The organism is Mangrovibacterium sp., from assembly GCF_059905295.1.
Map to the genome: position 1 here is coordinate 1 of NZ_JBZQJF010000185.1, position 16,459 is coordinate 16,459.

At 41.9% G+C, this 16,459-nt stretch carries 14 protein-coding genes; 13 read left to right on the top strand and 1 reads right to left on the bottom strand.

Features of this window, described 5'->3' with window-relative positions; all coding sequences use genetic code 11:
• The 3 genes from AC37HE_RS09905 to pyrF all read left to right on the top strand — a co-directional run.
• The coding region (locus tag AC37HE_RS09905; RefSeq protein ID WP_500782672.1) for an AIR synthase-related protein at positions 1-726 on the top strand (726 nt) is incomplete at its 5' end.
• Between the two features lie 95 nt (positions 727-821).
• Positions 822-1,907 carry a peptide chain release factor 1 gene (gene prfA / locus AC37HE_RS09910; protein WP_500782673.1) on the top strand — a complete coding sequence of 362 codons (1,086 nt, stop codon included), beginning with the start codon at positions 822-824 and terminating at the stop codon, positions 1,905-1,907.
• 63 nt (positions 1,908-1,970) lie between these two features.
• Positions 1,971-2,804 (top strand): orotidine-5'-phosphate decarboxylase, encoded by an 834-nt coding sequence (gene pyrF, locus AC37HE_RS09915; protein WP_500782674.1) that lies wholly within the window; start codon positions 1,971-1,973, stop codon positions 2,802-2,804.
• 116 nt (positions 2,805-2,920) lie between these two features.
• Here the strand turns inward: pyrF and AC37HE_RS09920 are convergent, their stop codons facing one another.
• Positions 2,921-3,448, bottom strand: coding sequence for a VTT domain-containing protein (locus AC37HE_RS09920; protein ID WP_500782675.1), 528 nt, complete (start codon positions 3,446-3,448; stop codon positions 2,921-2,923).
• A gap of 176 nt (positions 3,449-3,624) precedes the next feature.
• On the opposite strand from AC37HE_RS09920, the gene AC37HE_RS09925 reads away from it, so the two are divergent.
• The 10 genes from AC37HE_RS09925 to AC37HE_RS09970 form a co-directional block, all read left to right on the top strand.
• Positions 3,625-4,926: a DUF2851 family protein gene (locus AC37HE_RS09925; RefSeq protein WP_500782676.1), complete on the top strand. Its 1,302-nt coding sequence runs from the start codon at positions 3,625-3,627 to the stop codon at positions 4,924-4,926.
• The gene (locus AC37HE_RS09930; RefSeq protein ID WP_500782677.1) at positions 4,919-5,941 is read left to right on the top strand and encodes a potassium channel family protein; all 1,023 of its coding nucleotides are present in this window, start codon (positions 4,919-4,921) and stop codon (positions 5,939-5,941) included. Before AC37HE_RS09925 ends, AC37HE_RS09930 begins: the two co-directional genes overlap by 8 nt.
• Positions 5,942-5,980: 39 nt before the next feature.
• Entirely contained in the window at positions 5,981-6,559 is a 579-nt protein-coding gene (locus tag AC37HE_RS09935) for an RNA polymerase sigma-70 factor (RefSeq protein WP_500782678.1), read from the top strand.
• Positions 6,560-6,625: 66 nt separating this feature from the next.
• Positions 6,626-7,669 carry a FecR family protein gene (locus AC37HE_RS09940; protein ID WP_500782679.1) on the top strand — a complete coding sequence of 348 codons (1,044 nt, stop codon included), beginning with the start codon at positions 6,626-6,628 and terminating at the stop codon, positions 7,667-7,669.
• Between the two features lie 193 nt (positions 7,670-7,862).
• The gene (locus AC37HE_RS09945; RefSeq protein ID WP_500782680.1) at positions 7,863-11,258 is read left to right on the top strand and encodes a TonB-dependent receptor; all 3,396 of its coding nucleotides are present in this window, start codon (positions 7,863-7,865) and stop codon (positions 11,256-11,258) included.
• A 21-nt stretch (positions 11,259-11,279) separates the two neighbouring features.
• On the top strand, positions 11,280-12,776 hold the full coding sequence (locus AC37HE_RS09950; protein ID WP_500782681.1) for a RagB/SusD family nutrient uptake outer membrane protein: 1,497 nt from the start codon (positions 11,280-11,282) through the stop codon (positions 12,774-12,776).
• 231 nt (positions 12,777-13,007) lie between these two features.
• Complete coding sequence (rpsO, locus tag AC37HE_RS09955) at positions 13,008-13,277, top strand: 30S ribosomal protein S15 (RefSeq protein WP_500782682.1); 270 nt, start codon at positions 13,008-13,010, stop codon at positions 13,275-13,277.
• Positions 13,278-13,380: 103 nt separating this feature from the next.
• The gene (gene pnp / locus AC37HE_RS09960; protein ID WP_500782683.1) at positions 13,381-15,660 is read left to right on the top strand and encodes a polyribonucleotide nucleotidyltransferase; all 2,280 of its coding nucleotides are present in this window, start codon (positions 13,381-13,383) and stop codon (positions 15,658-15,660) included.
• Between the two features lie 90 nt (positions 15,661-15,750).
• A complete protein-coding gene (locus tag AC37HE_RS09965; protein ID WP_500782684.1) occupies positions 15,751-16,236 on the top strand; it encodes a hypothetical protein in 486 nt (161 codons plus the stop codon).
• A gap of 98 nt (positions 16,237-16,334) precedes the next feature.
• A partial coding sequence (locus AC37HE_RS09970; protein ID WP_500782685.1) for a hypothetical protein occupies positions 16,335-16,459 on the top strand: 125 nt, incomplete at its 3' end.

Consider the following 16,459-nt stretch of genomic DNA (forward strand, 5'->3'; position numbering starts at 1 on the left):
GCCGATGTGGGAGACCTGGTGCGTACTATCATTGTTGACTCAACTGTTACTTGCCGCATGAAACGCTCCGATGTGATTTCTGCCGACAATATTCAGGCGGGGGATGTCATCGTTGGTTTGGCTTCCTTTGGACAAGCTACCTACGAAAAAGAATACAATGGCGGTATGGGTAGCAACGGTTTAACTTCGGCCCGTCACGATGTATTTGCCAATTACCTGGCTGCAAAATATCCGGAGAGCTACGATGCTGAAGTGCCGGCAGAGTTGGTTTACTCAGGAACAAAAAAACTCACCGATGCGATTGAAGGCTTAGGTATCGACGCCGGTAAGTTGGTTCTTTCGGCCACCCGTACTTATGCGCCGGTTATTAAAAAGATTTTGGATGCTCATCGTTCCGAAATTCATGGTATGGTACACTGTTCAGGTGGTGCCCAAACTAAAGTGCTTCACTTTGTTGATGGAGTGCACGTCATTAAAGATAACCTGTTCCCGGTTCCTCCGTTATTTAAGTTGATTCAGGAAGAATCGAAAACAGAATGGGCGGAGATGTATAAAGTCTTCAATATGGGACACCGTATGGAGATCTATGTGAAGCCTGAACTGGCTGAGTCAATTATCGAGATTTCAAAGTCATTCAATATCGACGCACAAATTGTTGGTCGGGTAGACGCCCACGAAGGCAAGAAACTCACCATTAAATCCGAATTCGGAACCTTTGAATATTAGTTACGCCGAAGTGGTGAAGATTTGAATCGAGTCAAGTCTTTTGGTATTTGATTGTTGGATTTTGGAATTTAAAAACGAAACTAGGAACTGATTATATGGCAGATTATTCATTATTAGAAAAATACGAAAGCATTCAGCACCGATTTGACGAGGTTGGCCAACAGATTACCGACCCGGCAACCATGGCTGATATGAAGCGCTACGTGAAGCTGAACCAGGAGTATCGTCGCCTGGAATCGCTGGTGCAGGCTTTTAAAGATTATAAAAACCTGATCGATAATATTGAGTCGGGTAAACAAATGCTGGCTGAAGAGAGTGATCCGGATATTCGCGAAATGGCCAAAGAAGAGATTGAGCAAAGTGAAGAGGCTATTCCCGGCAAAGAACAGGAAATTAAACTGTTGCTGGTTCCTGCCGATCCGGAAGATTCGAAGAATGCCATCCTTGAAATTCGTGCCGGTACCGGTGGCGACGAAGCTTCAATTTTTGCCGGCGACTTATTCCGCATGTATTCAAAATACTGCGAAAGGAAAGGCTGGCGCATGGAAGTAACAACGGTTAACGAAGGTACATCTGGTGGTTTTAAAGAGATTGTGGCGACGGTAACAGGCGAGAATGTTTACGGAATCCTGAAATACGAATCGGGCGTACATCGTGTACAGCGTGTGCCGCAAACTGAAACACAGGGGCGTGTGCACACATCCGCAGCTTCGGTTGCTGTATTACCTGAAGCGGAAGAATTCGATATTGAATTGCGTAACGAAGATATTCGTCGCGACGAGTTCTGTTCGTCAGGTCCCGGTGGACAGTCGGTGAACACCACTTACTCAGCCATTCGTTTGACTCACATCCCTACCGGTATTGTGGTGCAGTGTCAGGATCAGAAATCGAAGCTGAAAAACCTGGATAAGGCGATGGTCGAACTGCGTACCCGTATTTATAATATGGAGCACCAAAAATACCTGGACGAGATTGCCTCGAAACGGAAAACCATGGTTTCGACCGGCGACCGTTCAGCAAAAATCCGAACTTATAACTGGCCGCAGGGAAGGGTAACTGATCACCGCATCAACTTAACCCTGTATAACCTTCAGGCGATTATCAATGGCGATATCGACGAGATTATTGAGAAGCTGCAGTTGGAAGAAAATGCAGAACGCCTGAAAGAAGCAGAAATTTAAGTCAAGTAAATACTGAAATGACTGGGTGACTTCAAGTCGCTTTTGGTCATTAAAAAATACACCATGAACAAAGAACAACTTTTCGAACAAGTTAAAGCCAAACGCAGCTTTCTGTGCATTGGACTGGATACTGATATTTTGAAAATCCCGGCGCATCTGAAAGATACGTCTGACCCGATTTTCGCCTTCAACAAAGAGATCATTGATGCAACACAGGATCTTTGTGTGGCTTACAAACCAAATCTGGCCTTTTACGAAAGTCAGGGAGTTGCCGGATGGGTGGCTTTGGAGAAAACTGTGAACTACATTCGCGAGAAATACCCGGAGCAATTTATCATTGCTGATGCTAAACGCGGTGATATTGGTAATACTTCAAACTTGTATGCCCGTGCATTTTTCGATCACATGGATTTCGATGCCGTGACTGTTGCTCCTTATATGGGTGAAGATTCGGTTAAGCCATTTATGACTTACCTGGATCGTTGGGTAATTCTGTTGGCCTTAACATCGAACAAAGGTGCCTTCGATTTCCAATTCCTGAAAGACGAGAAAAGCGGCGATCAATTGTTCGAGTCGGTACTGAAAACATCACAAACCTGGGGAACAACCGACAACATGATGTATGTGGTTGGTGCAACCAAAGCAGAAAATCTGGAAGGTATTCGTGCTATTGTTCCTGATCACTTCTTGCTGGTTCCCGGAGTTGGTGCTCAGGGTGGTAGTTTGCAGGAAGTTGCAAAATATGGCATGAATGAGCAGTGTGGCTTGTTAGTAAATTCTTCACGTGCAATTATTTACGCATCAAACGAGGAAGATTTTGCAGCGAAAGCCCGCGAAGCAGCTATGGATGTTCAGGTTGATATGGAAGAGCTGCTTCTGGAGGCCGACTTACTTTAATATTGGACAAAAGGGTGATGAGCCCGTTACTATAAAGGTTTAAAACCTATTAGTACGAAGCCCGGGGTTCGAAAGAGCTCCGGGCTTTTTTATTATTCAGGAAAAGATGATCGGCTTTAAAGGAAGAAAATCGTAATAAACAGGTATTTTATGGTTAGGCCCAGAGCACTGTAGATAAGTGCTTGCCGTAGCGGGTAGCGTAACATGCCGGCAGCGCACAACATCAAAGGTGACGATAAGGGAAGAAGGTTGAATAAGAAGATCGCGATGTTGCCGTATTTCTGAATTTCTTCTTCTGCTTTCAGATAGCGGTGGCGTCCGATTAGCTTGTCTATAATGCTGGTACTTAGTGAATGACCGATGTAGTAGTCGACGAGCTGTGCTGCAAGAGATGTTAACACTGCAACAATATTCAGCATGAGAAAACTTAAGCTGGTATGCAGGTAGTAGATGAATGCCAACTCCACAGGCATGATCAGAAAAAACAAATAGCCCGAGAAATTAACAATGCCGAAAGATATAAGGCTCTCTTTGCTTGCACCGTAAATTTCGCGGCCAATGGTGGCCGAAGCAATGGTTATTGCTACCGCCCCAAAGAATACGACGATCACCGCCCGGATGATATGTTGTTTGCTGATATTCACCACCCAAATGTTTTGCTCTTAACTAAAGTTAATCGGTTTTACTTAAACCATCGTTGTGAATAGACGATAAATTATACGTACGTTGGACGCGATGGATGGTTAAACTTTGGGGAAGTTCCGGCTTGGTTTTCATTGCGAATATTCCTAATTTGTATATGATCAGTCAACCGAAGCTTATGAATGAACTTTTCCTGCAATTCTTGTGGAGACATCGCTTGTTTGACATCGATGTTCTGAAAACCGCGCAAGGTGTTCCGGTTGAGGTTATTTCGCCCGGCTTCCAGAATACCGATGCAGGGCCCGACTTTTTCAACGCGCGGCTGAAGATTGGTGAAACGACCTGGGCTGGTAATGTTGAAATTCATTGGCATTCGAGCGATTGGAACAGACATAAACATCAACACGATTCGGCTTACGATAATGTTATTCTTCATGTGGTTAAAGAGGATGACAAGCCGGTGAAGAATACCAGAGGAGAGCTTGTTGAAAGTGCTTGTTTGCATTATCCCGCTGTTCTGGAGGAAAACTATCGGAATTTATTAAAAGCGACAAGCTGGATTCCATGTGCAGATGCGATCCACCGGGTGCCGCCCATTACTCTTCAGCTGTGGTATCATGCCTTGCTGGTTGAGCGACTTCAGCAAAAAACGGCTGAGATTATTCAGCGGTTAGAACAAAATCAGAACGATTGGAATGAGACCTTTTATCAGTTTCTAGCTCGTAACTTTGGCTTTAAAGTGAATGCAATGCCTTTCGAATTGCTGGCCAAGGCTGTTCCACTATCAATCCTGGGAAAACACAAAAATGATTTGTTTCAGTTGGAAGCTTTACTTTTTGGAGCTTCAGGCCTCTTGAATGAGGAGCTGGTTGGCGATGATTATTTTCTGGCTTTGCGGAAGGAGTTTTCATTTTTGTACAAAAAGTATCGGTTGAAATCCGTAGAAGGGCATTTGTGGAAGTTCTTGCGATTGCGACCGGTTAATTTTCCAACGGTTCGGATTGCCCAATTTGCCCAGTTGATTCATCAATCGACTGCCTTGTTTTCACGGTTGATTGAGATGGATCATTTAAATGAGGTCAAGAAATTATTTCAGCTGCAACCATCGGATTACTGGAATACGCATTTTAAGTTTAATAAGTCAAGTAAGAACCAGACGAAGCATTTGGGAGATGGCTCATTTAATAACTTAATTATTAATACGATTGTTCCATTCTTATTTGTGTATGGCGATTATTATCAGAAGCAAAGTCTGAAAGATTTGGCTTTGGATTACCTCGAACAGATACCTGCCGAGAAGAATTCAATTGTCTCAAACTGGGATCAGCTCGGTGTTTCAGCGGGTAATGCCTTTGAAACACAGGCGTTGATTCAACTGAAGAATTCGTATTGTAATGCCAAAAAATGCTTAAATTGCCCAATAGGAATGAAGTTGATTAAACGAACAAGTGTCGAAAAGGATGAGCCAGTCGATGAATAAATTTCAGGATGTTTCGAACAGAACACTTCGTGTTGGGGTGATTTTATTGCTCTCGATGTTGTCGGTTGGTACGCTGGTGTACATGTACCTGGAACATTATTCGTTCATCGATGCCTTCTTTATGACCATTATAACGATCTCGACTGTTGGCTTTAGTGAGGTGCACCCACTAAGCGATACCGGTAAGATTTTTACATCAGGCTTAATTATTGCCAGCCTTGGGAGTTTGGCCTATGTAGGTTCCAATTTGGCACGTTTTGTTTTCGACGGGGAATTATTTAACTACTTAAAGACATATCGGGTGGATAAAAAAATTCAAAAGCTAAAAGACCATGTGATCATCATTGGTTTCGGACGAAACGGTGAGCAAGTGGCCATGGAATTGAGCGATTACGGACTGGACTTCGTGATTATTGATAAACGGGAAAATGTAATCAACCGGATCCGGGAGGATGAAGAACTCTTGTATATTCGCGGTGATGCAACCCATGAAGATGTTTTGAAGCAAGCCGGCGTTGACCATGCCCGGGCACTGATTGCCACCACACCGAATGATGCCGATAATGTGTTTGTGGCACTAACCGCCCGCAGCATGAATCCCAGTTTGAAAATTGTTAGCCGAGCTTCGGAAATGGAGTCGGTTTCAAAACTGAAACGGGCAGGAGTAACCAACGTGATTATGCCCGAACGTATTGGTGGTCAGCGAATGGCTAAGCTGATTACACAGCCTGATGTTGTTGAGTTTTTGGAATACATTCTTCTTCAACATAGTAAAGATGTTAGCCTCGAAGAAATTAGTTGTACCAACATGGCTGACTGCTTTGTGAACCATTCCATTGAGGAGCTAAAGGCACAGGATATTTCGGGGATCAACATCGTCGGGATCAAAATCAGTGGTGCCAAGTACATCTTCAATCCGTCGTCGGAATTAACGCTGAGTCGTGGCGATCAGTTGTTTGTTTTGGGATCTCCCGAGCAGATCAAACGTTTCCGCAGTTTGCTCGAAAGGGGATAATCACTACATTTAGAGCCTAAACGACCATTTCCTGACTTAATGATAAAGAGCGAACACGAAATCTTTCGAAATTTATGCCAAGGAGACGAAGGGGCTTTTGAATATTTTTTCAAAAAATATTACAGACGTTTGTTTGACTATGTCTTTGATATATTAAAAGATTCGCTTGCTGCAGAGGAGATTGTTGAAGAACTTTTTTTTAAAGTTTGGGAAAGACGATCGCAATTAAACGTTCAAACTTCCCCGGTTGCCTATCTGTTTCGTACTGCTTACAATAATTCATTGAATTATATTAAGCACAAGAAAGTCGAAGATAAATATTTAGCCTACCACAGCCAACGGTCGATAGCGGAGTTGGAAAAGACAAACAATAGTTTCCCGCTTTCAACTTTAATTGAGCAAGACTTTGAAGTTCGCCTTCAGAAATCCCTGGAGAAACTACCTGATCAATGTCGTTTGATTTTTGTGATGAGTCGGATAGAAGGCAAAAATAATCAGGAAATTGCAGAAAATCTTCAGATTTCAATAAATACGGTTAAGACTCAGTTGTTGAGAGCATTAACTCGATTAAAAAAAGACTTGAAACAATTTTTCATTGTTTTTTTCTTCAAAAAGTAAAATTCTTGTCACCTAAAATTGGACTGATGTTGTCTGTTCAGTAAAAACCGCAAAAGTTATTATTGAATGGATGAGCTGATATTAAAATGTCTTCAGGGTGAAGCTTCTGCTAAGGAGCTGGAACAAGTCGTTTCCTGGATGGAATCAGCTCCGGAAAATTTTAGATATTACGAGGAAATTCGTGATGCCTGGTTTGCTGCAGGTCAATTGCGTGAAATGCCTCAGGCAGATATTGAAAAGCAATATACCCGACTGAAAAAACGCATCCAACATACTTCTAGCCAATCCCCCAAAACTAAAAAGCTGCTGTATATGCCGCAATGGCTTCAGATTGCTGCTGTGTTTGTCTTTGCTTTTTTGTTGGGCGGGACTCTGACTTACAACATGTTGTTTAAAGTTGCTGGTCCAGCGGAATCAAAATATGAGATTGAAGCACCATATGGAGCCAAAATAGCCATGAATCTTGCTGATGGGACAAAGGTGTGGCTAAATGCTGGAAGCAAAATTTCGTATGATAATGTCTTTAACGCCAGTAACCGTAGGGTACAACTCGTTGGTGAAGGTTATTTCGAAGTGGCGAAAAATGCCGATCTTCCTTTTATTGTTGAAGCCGGCAAGGTGAAAGTGAAGGCTGTAGGTACTGTTTTTAATGTAAAGGCTTATCCCGACGAAAATTTGATGGAGACAACCTTGGTTGAGGGGAAGGTGGATGTTTCAAAAGGGAGTGATCATGTCCTGCTTCTTCCAAAGCAAAAGATTAGCATCACTAATCCAAATTCATTGAATGGTAATATGAATTATCAGTTGTCGAAAAATATTAATACATCGATCTATACTTCGTGGATTGGAAAACGCTGGATTTTTGAGCGTGAAAGCATGGTCGATTTTGTGAGAACATTAGAGCGACGGTACGATGTTCATATCGACATCAGGGACGAGCGATTAAAATCCTATAAAATATCAGGCTCAATAGATCAGCAAACCTTAGGGCAACTTTTGAATGCTCTCCAACTAACAATTCCGATAAACTATACGATTAATGATGATGAGGTAAACCTAACGATAAACGAAAAACTTAAACGCGAATATGAAGAACTAATAAAGAAGTAATTGATCCATAACCTAAAACAAAAATGGGAGATTGCTCTCCCATTCAAATTGATTTAATCAAACAAGTTGAGGCGTTCTTGGCGGTTCCCCTCAATTAGAGTTGTTTAACTAATTACAATGCTAAATTATGAAAAAAAATCTGGATTGTTTCGGAGGATTCTATGCCCCCGGGATAAAAAAACTATTATTAATCATGAAACTAACGACGCTATTCACTTTATTCCTCGTCTTTCATGTTAGTGCTAATTCTTATTCCCAAACTACAAAGTTTAAATTAAAGCTTACTGAAAAGACAGTAAAGGATGTGTTGATTGAAATTGAAGCACAGAGCCAGTTTCACTTTTTGTACAACGATGAGTTTACTGATTTAAATAGAATTGTCAGCGTTAATACAGAGGATGCAAAGGTCGAAGATGTATTGGATCAGGTGTTTGATGGCTCTTCGATTACCTATAAAATAATGGATAATAACCTGATTGTGTTAACTCCATCTTCCATAAAAACGCAGGTCGGTCAGACACTGACAGTGACGGGGAGTGTCAAAGATAATCAGGGGTCACCGCTACCCGGAGTTACGGTTGTTGAGAAAGGTACAACAAACGGGACAATTACCGATTTCGATGGGAATTACTCAATTAGTGTGCCGAGTAGTGCAACCTTGGTTTACAGCTTTGTCGGTATGCAGGTGAAAGAAGTTGCAGTGGCCAGTCAATCCGTAATTAATGTTGTTTTGGAGGAAGAAACTCAAGGGATTGATGAGGTTGTTGTAGTTGGTTATGGTAGCCAAAAGAAAAGTGATATCATTAGTTCTATTGCAACGATGGATGCTGAAAAGCTGAATGAACGCCCGGTGAACAAAGTTGATCAGGCCTTGATTGGTCAAATGGCCGGTGTGCGTGTTCAGCAAACCAGTGGTTTGCCCGGACAAGGATTTAGTATTCAGGTACGTGGGACCGGTTCTATTTCTGCTAACAACGAGCCATTATATGTAGTTGATGGTTTCCCATTGGAAGTTTCACCTCAGTCTTCAAGCGGTGGTTTTTCGAGTGGTAACCCCTTAACGAACTTGAACCCAAATGATATAGAGTCAATTCAGGTTTTGAAAGATGCTGCAGCAGCTTCAATTTACGGTTCTCGCGGATCGAACGGGGTTGTGATCATTACAACCAAGAAGGGTAAAACCGGACGTCCTCAGATTTCATTCAATACCTATTTTGGTTGGAATGAAACGGCTAAAAAGTTGGACGTGCTGTCTTCGGATGAGTGGGTTGATCGGCAGATTGAGCATATGAACTATTTCTGGGTACATGATCATGCTTCCGATCTTGGAGCAACATCAAGCCAAACCAATGAGCAGCGTAGAACTTTGTTGGGATTGGATCCCGGTCAGTACAATGTGAAATATATGTGGGATGAACGTTGGCTTGAAGACGGTCATCCGGGCTTGGACTATGTCGATTGGCAGGATTTATTCTTCCGCAAAGGGATGGTACAGAGTTATCAGTTGTCAGCAACCGGTGGAAATGACATTGTGCGATACTATATTTCCGGAGATTATATGGATCAGGATGGTGTTGCAATTGGTGTAGGGTATCGTCGTTACAGTGCGCGGGCTAATGTTGAAGTCAGCCCGAACGAAAATCTGAAATTTGGCTTGAATCTTTCTCCTTCCTACAGTGTTCAGGATGATCCGGGTGTTGAAGGTAAAGATGCAATCACCCATATTATAGTCGGTATGAACCCTGTTGTTGAATCGTCAACAGGAGCCGAAGGTGTAAACGTTGGCGATAATACCATGTATGCCTGGGGTACTTCAAGGGTTAGCCCGATTGCTGAAGCAATGAGAAAACAGCGAAGTAACCAGACTTTCCGTACAATCAGTACTGCCTTTTTGGAGTATCAATTTTTACCGGGTTTGAAGTTTAGAACAAACCTGAACTTCGACGTTCATAATAATGAAGCCAGTGCATTTACACCTGCAGCTGTAACCCGAAACCGTACTGCAAGTGGTAGTAAATCTGGTTATAACCGAATCAACGTTGTGAATGAGAACACCTTAAACTATACCAAATCAATTGGCGATCACAATTTTGACCTTTTAGGAGGTTATTCTTACAGTAAGTTTAAACTGGAAGACTATAGTATTAGTGGTACTGGTTTTGCATCGGATGATATTCCAACCTTGAATGCTGCGAATACAACCAGTGGAAGTTCAACTGAGAGTAAAAATGTTTTGATCTCCTATTTTGGTCGTTTGCAATACAATTATCAGAGCAAATATTTGTTGCAAGCCAGTTTACGTCGTGATGGATCTTCCAAGTTCGGAGCGAATACAAAATGGGGTGTTTTCCCGTCCTTGTCTCTTGGATGGAAGGTTATTAATGAGGCATTTATGGCAAATGCCGATTTTATGAGTGATTTGAAAGTGAGAGCAAGTTGGGGGTTAGCTGGTAATAATGGTGTTGGCGACTATGACCAGATTGCTCGTTTAGCCTATGCTAATTACAGTAATAACGGAAGCTTAGTGAACGGTTTGGCCCCGTCGAACTTTGCGAACCCGGATTTAGGATGGGAGACTTCTGAAACATATGATTTTGGTTTTGATGCCGGATTTGCTGGTGGACGTATTTATACATCTTTCGACTATTACACAAAACGAAATACAGACCTGTTGTTGAGTATTCCTGTACCAACAGCCAGTGGTTTTGATGTGGCTTTAACAAATATTGGTGAAGTGTTGAATAAAGGTTGGGAGCTCGAGCTGAAAACCCAGAATACAGTAACTGCATTGAAGTGGAAAACCTCAATTAACTTTAGTCACAACACAAATGAAGTTAAAAAACTAGGGCCTAATAATACGCCAATTTTGGGTGGTGCATTCGATATTACCCACAATATTCTGGAAGTTGGAAAACCAATGTATACCTTGTATTTGGTGCAACAAGATGGATTGTTGACATCAGAAGATATTGCAAATGGCGTTGCCATGTATAATACAGAAGAAGCTGGTGACCCGAAATATGTTGATCAAAATAACGATGGCGTAATTGATGGGGACGACCGTACTTATTCAGGACATCCAAACCCGGACTATGTTTGGGGTATTACCAACGAATTTTCATGGAAAGGATTCGACCTGTCAATCTTACTTCAAGGTCAATGGGGCGGTAAGATTTATTCAACTTTCGGACGTGCAATGTATCGTACCGGAATGGGAAGTAATGAAAACACCCTTGGAAAAGCCCGCAATCGTGTACGCTGGGTTGAAGGACAAACTTTGACTGCAGCCGATGTTGCAGGAAAGGAACGTAAATCTCCTTCTACTTTCGGGCGTATTAAAAACACCGATTGGATGTATAAAAGCGACTATTGGAGAATTCGTAACATCACTTTGGGCTATGATCTGGGCCGTTTGATTCATTCTGCCTTAATTTCCGGCGCACGTGTTTATGTTACTGCCGAAAACTACTTTGGAAAGGATAAATATAATGGCGGTTTTAACCCGGAAGCAGTAAATAACAATGGTGACGACTATGGTGCCTTCCCGCTATCAAAGTCAATGGTATTCGGGTTGAACCTTAAATTTTAATTCTTTAAAATGAAAGTAATCATGAAAAAAATATTTTATCTATTGATTGTCCTGGTTGTATTCTCTGCTTGCGAAAATGACCTTGAATTGGCTCCGATATCAGAGCCCAGTGCAGCCAATTTTTATCAAAATACAACACAATTTGAGCAAGCGGTAAACGGGATGTACAATACCCTGAAAGATTATGCTGCGAATCACTTTTATCTGTCAGAAGTGCGCTCAGATAATATTTATTCTCCAGGAACAGGGGTTCGCGACTGGAACCCGATTAATAATTTCGAACACAATCTGGTGACCAATTCTCTGATGGCTCCGGCATGGGATGTGCCTTATTTAGGAATTTATCGTGCAAACCTGATTCTGGATCAGATTAATGAAAATGTAGTTCCTGATGCGACAACACGAAACCGGATGATCGGTGAAGCCAAGTTTATTCGTGCGTTATTTTATTTCGATTTGGTTCGCTTCTTTGGTAAAGTGCCAATTTTCGATCATGTATTAACACCGACTGAAGCTCTGGAAGTTCCTCGTCAAGCTGTTGCTGATGTTTATGATCTAATTGAAGGTGATTTAACTGATGCAATTTCAATGCTCCCTGCTTCTTACAGTGCACCGGGAAAAGCAACTTCGGGTGCTGCAAAAGCGCTGTTGGCTAAAGTTTATTTGACGAAGTCGGGACCTGACTTTGGAATTGATGGACCGGGTATGAATGCGAACTTATATTCCGAAGCTTTGAGCTTGCTGAATGAAGTAATCTCTAGTGGTGTTTATGGTTGGGTTGATAGCTATGCATCAATTTTTGACTACGATAATGAAAATAATCCGGATATCGTTTTTGATGTGCAGTCGATAAATGATGGTTCAACAGGGGATCGGGGAATTGGAACAATCCTTCCAACCTTGATGTATCAGGAAAGTTGGGCTCGTATTTATTTGCCATTTGCAGGTGGTGTTCCGGTTGATGCCAATGGGGCAATTGATCCTTCAGACGAGTTCTTAAGCTCATTCGAAGAAGGTGACGTTCGTAAGGATTTTTCAATTCTGATGAGTTATGTTGATGAAAATGGAAATACCATTAATAGCCCTCAATACCTGAAGTTTGTGAGTATGGATCATATTCCGGCAGACCGTTTTAACTGGGGAATTAATTTTCCGATCATTCGGTACACCGATGTGCTAATGATGAAAGCAGAAGCATTGATTCAATTGGGACAAGATCAATCTACTGTTGATGCAATTGTTAATCAAGTGCGTGAACGTGCAGGTTTGAGTGATGTGTCGAACGTCGATATGGATATGTTACTGGACGAAAGACGTCACGAATTTGTGGCTGAAGGTCAACGTTGGTACGATTTAGTACGTACAGGAAAAGTGTTGACCGTAATGAATGCCTGGGCTGAAGTTGATGATAGCTCAAATAAAATAGGGACAATTGTTGCAGATGATATTTTATATGCAATTCATCAGGATCAACTGGATGTAAAAGACGGATTGTATGAGCAGAATCCTGGATACTAGGATTTTATTTGTCAGTTTTGCATTTTAATTAGTAGTGTAGTAGTGCAAAATTGTGGATCCCGGTCAATCGATCGGGATCCTTTTTTATGTAGTAGAATTATTTCTGCAAAATGTTGTATTTCAAATTAATTGATTACTTTTGCGCAGCTTTTGAGCAAATTAATTTTAAGCTGTTGTTATTGAATGCGATGCTGCAGCTTAAACATTGTATCACAATTAAAAAAAGAAATTATGTATTTGACTTCTGAGAAGAAAGCAGAAATTTTTGGAAAACACGGTAAAAGCGTAACCGACACTGGTTCAGCTGAAGGACAAATCGCTTTATTTTCTTACCGTATCTCACACCTGACTGAGCACCTGAAGAAAAACAAAAAAGACTACAGTACACAGCGTGCATTGGTTAGCTTGGTAGGTAAGCGCCGTAGCTTGTTAGACTACTTAGCCAAGAAAGATATCGAAAGATATCGTAGCATCGTAAAAGAGCTTGGTTTACGTCGATAAAATTTTACAATAAAAGGCAATATTTCTTATTGCCTTTTATTATTTTTGATAACCCCACCACCACAAGAAACAGTACGAATATTAAAATTTAGTTCAAATTTTTATGAGTCAAGCAATTATCAAGACAATTGACCTTGGTGACGGTCGTCAGATAACGATTGAAACCGGACGATTGGCCCGTCAGGCTGATGGTGCAGTTGTTGTAAAAATGGGTGATACCATGTTGTTAGCAACAGTGGTGTCGGCCAAAGAAGCCAAAGAAGATGTTGATTTTATGCCTGTATCGGTTGACTATCGCGAAAAGTTCTCCGCAGCAGGTCGTTTCCCTGGTGGGTTTTTAAAACGTGAAGCTCGTCCTTCTGATGACGAGATTTTGGTCGCTCGTTTAGTTGACCGTGCCTTGCGTCCCCTGTTCCCGGCTGATTATCATGCTGAAACAGCGGTGATGATTTCATTGATTTCTGTTGATGAAAATGTGATGCCTGATGCTTTGGCTGGTTTAGCAGCTTCAGCGGCAATTCAGGTTTCTGATATTCCTTTTGAATGTCCGATTTCAGAAGTACGCGTTGGACGTATAAATGGCGAATTTGTCGTTAACCCAAGTGCTGCTCAACTGAAAGAATCAGACATCGACATCATGGTGGGTGCTTCTTATGAAAACATCATGATGGTAGAAGGTGAAATGGATGAAGTTACCGAAGAAGAAATGTTGGAAGCAATCAAAGTTGCTCACGACGCCATCCGTGTTCATTGTAAAGTACAAGAAGAATTAGCAGCCGAAGTTGGCAAAGCAAAACGCGAATACTGTCATGAAGTGAATGACGAAGAACTGCGTGAAAAAGTACATGCCGACTTGTACGAAAAGTGTTATGCAATTGCAACACAACGAATCGCTGATAAGCAATTGCGCATGTCGTCATTCAAAGAATTGGTTGACGAATATATCGTTGCTTACGAAGAAGCAAATGCTGAAAACGAAGAAATTGACCTTGGACAGCACGTTAAGCTGATCAAAAAATATTACCACGATGTAGAAAAAGAAGCGATGCGTCGCATGATCCTGGATGAAGGTATCCGTCTGGATGGTCGTACAACGACTCAAATTCGTCCGATCTGGGGTGAAACTGACTACCTGCCGGGATCGCATGGTTCTTCAATCTTTACTCGTGGCGAAACTCAGTCATTGTCATCAGTGACTTTGGGTACAAAAATGGATGAGAAAATCATCGACGGTGTAACAGTTCAGGGAACTGAAAAATTCTTGTTGCACTATAACTTCCCTCCATTCTGTGTTGGTGAGCCTAAGACTCCACGTGGTTTGAGCCGTCGTGAAATCGGTCACGGTAACCTGGCTTACCGCGCATTGAAACGCATGATCCCGGAAGATTTCCCATATGTTGTTCGTGTGGTTTCTGATATCCTCGAATCAAACGGTTCATCTTCAATGGCAACTGTTTGTGCTGGTACAATGGCAATGATGGATGCAGGTATTCAAATGAAACGCCCTGTTTCCGGTATTGCAATGGGATTGATTACGGATAAAGGGAACACCAAATTTGCGATCCTTTCCGATATCCTGGGTGACGAAGACCACTTGGGTGATATGGACTTCAAAGTAACCGGTACTGAAAAAGGTATTACGGCTACTCAGATGGATATTAAAGTTGACGGTTTGTCTTACGAAGTAATGTCACAAGCATTGCAACAAGCTAAAGAAGGCCGTGAGCACATCATGGGTAAAATCGTTGAAGTAATCAGCGAACCTCGTGCTGAATACAAACCGAATGTACCTCGCGTTGAAACAGTGATTATTCCGAAAGAAATGATTGGACCGATCATTGGCCCTGGAGGTAAGAACATCCAGAAACTGCAGGAAGAAACAAAAACAACAATCGTTATCGAAGAGAAAGACGAGAAGGGTTATGTTGAAATCTCAGGTTTGAATAAGGATGCTTTGGATGCTGCCAAAGAGCGTATCAAAAAGATTATTGCGCTGCCTGAAAAAGGAGAAATCTATAAAGGTAAAGTGAAGTCAATTACGACTTTCGGTGCTTTTATTGAAATTCTTCCTGGTAAAGAAGGTTTGTTGCACGTTTCTGAAATTGCTTGGGAACGCATTCAAAATACTGAAGATGTGTTAAAGGTTGGTGACGAAATTGAAGTGAAATTGTTAGATATCGATCGGGACAATAAACTGAAACTTTCGCGCAAAGCACTTCTTCCAAAACCTGAAGGATACGTAGAACGCCCACCGCGTGACCGTGGCCCTCGCCGTGAAGGTGGCGATCGTCGTGATGGTGGTGATCGTCGCGGAGACCGTCGTGATAATCGCGGACCTCGCCGTGAAGGTGGCGATCGTCGTCCTCAGAGAAATGATGATTAATTTAATTTCTTAGATAGAATGAATGCCTGCTTTTTGCGGGCATTTTTTTTGCCCTATTTTTGTCCATTATCAATTTAATAGTAAAACGACATGGAAAACTGGTATCCCGGGTTTGAGAAAAAAGTTGTTGATCAGTTAAAAGGCTCGAATGTAAAAGATTTGCGTTTTTTTCGCATTGAGGAATATTTGCGTAATGCCGAGCGTACCGACGCTCATGCCTCAGGTTGCCGGGACTGTTATTCATTTCGAAAAGAAATCGATGAATTATCGGATGATGTCGCTAAAGCAGTTCAGCATCCGGGTAGTGAGCGACGAAAACTCGATTCATTGCAGTCGCGTCTAAGTGACCACATGCGCAAATCGCATGGTTTTTATCCGGTTTCCTACCACACCTATCTGCAATCGGTGTACTGGACTGTTGGATTTATGGCACTGGCCTTCCTGTTGACATTGATCTTTCCGGCGGTTGAAAAATTCGTTTTTTACTCGCCTGCTTTTGCTGTTGGGGTGATTACCGGGCAGGTTATTGGCAGTAAAAAAGACCGTAAAGTCCGCGAATCCAATAAAATCCTGTAATAAATGTTGGTCAGTTGTTACTCATCGTTAGAACAACTTTTACTGATCAACTTTTATTATCAATGAAAAAATTAGTCTACTTATTTACTGTGTTGCTTATGGCTTCCTGTACACAAAAACTAAGTTACCCCGAGACAAAGAAAGAAGCGGTAACTGACGATTACTTTGGAACAACTGTTGAAGACCCTTATCGTTGGCTGGAAAATGATACTTCGGCCGAAAC

What these genes read in the sequence shown, in the direction of transcription:
- prfA (WP_500782673.1), top strand. Translation starts at nt 822, where the DNA reads ATGGCAGATTATTCATTATTAGAAAAATACGAAAGCATTCAGCACCGA.
- pyrF (WP_500782674.1), top strand. Translation starts at nt 1,971, where the DNA reads ATGAACAAAGAACAACTTTTCGAACAAGTTAAAGCCAAACGCAGCTTT.
- AC37HE_RS09925 (WP_500782676.1), top strand. Translation starts at nt 3,625, where the DNA reads ATGAATGAACTTTTCCTGCAATTCTTGTGGAGACATCGCTTGTTTGAC.
- AC37HE_RS09930 (WP_500782677.1), top strand. Translation starts at nt 4,919, where the DNA reads ATGAATAAATTTCAGGATGTTTCGAACAGAACACTTCGTGTTGGGGTG.
- AC37HE_RS09935 (WP_500782678.1), top strand. Translation starts at nt 5,981, where the DNA reads ATGATAAAGAGCGAACACGAAATCTTTCGAAATTTATGCCAAGGAGAC.
- AC37HE_RS09940 (WP_500782679.1), top strand. Translation starts at nt 6,626, where the DNA reads ATGGATGAGCTGATATTAAAATGTCTTCAGGGTGAAGCTTCTGCTAAG.
- AC37HE_RS09945 (WP_500782680.1), top strand. Translation starts at nt 7,863, where the DNA reads ATGAAACTAACGACGCTATTCACTTTATTCCTCGTCTTTCATGTTAGT.
- AC37HE_RS09950 (WP_500782681.1), top strand. Translation starts at nt 11,280, where the DNA reads ATGAAAAAAATATTTTATCTATTGATTGTCCTGGTTGTATTCTCTGCT.
- rpsO (WP_500782682.1), top strand. Translation starts at nt 13,008, where the DNA reads ATGTATTTGACTTCTGAGAAGAAAGCAGAAATTTTTGGAAAACACGGT.
- pnp (WP_500782683.1), top strand. Translation starts at nt 13,381, where the DNA reads ATGAGTCAAGCAATTATCAAGACAATTGACCTTGGTGACGGTCGTCAG.
- AC37HE_RS09965 (WP_500782684.1), top strand. Translation starts at nt 15,751, where the DNA reads ATGGAAAACTGGTATCCCGGGTTTGAGAAAAAAGTTGTTGATCAGTTA.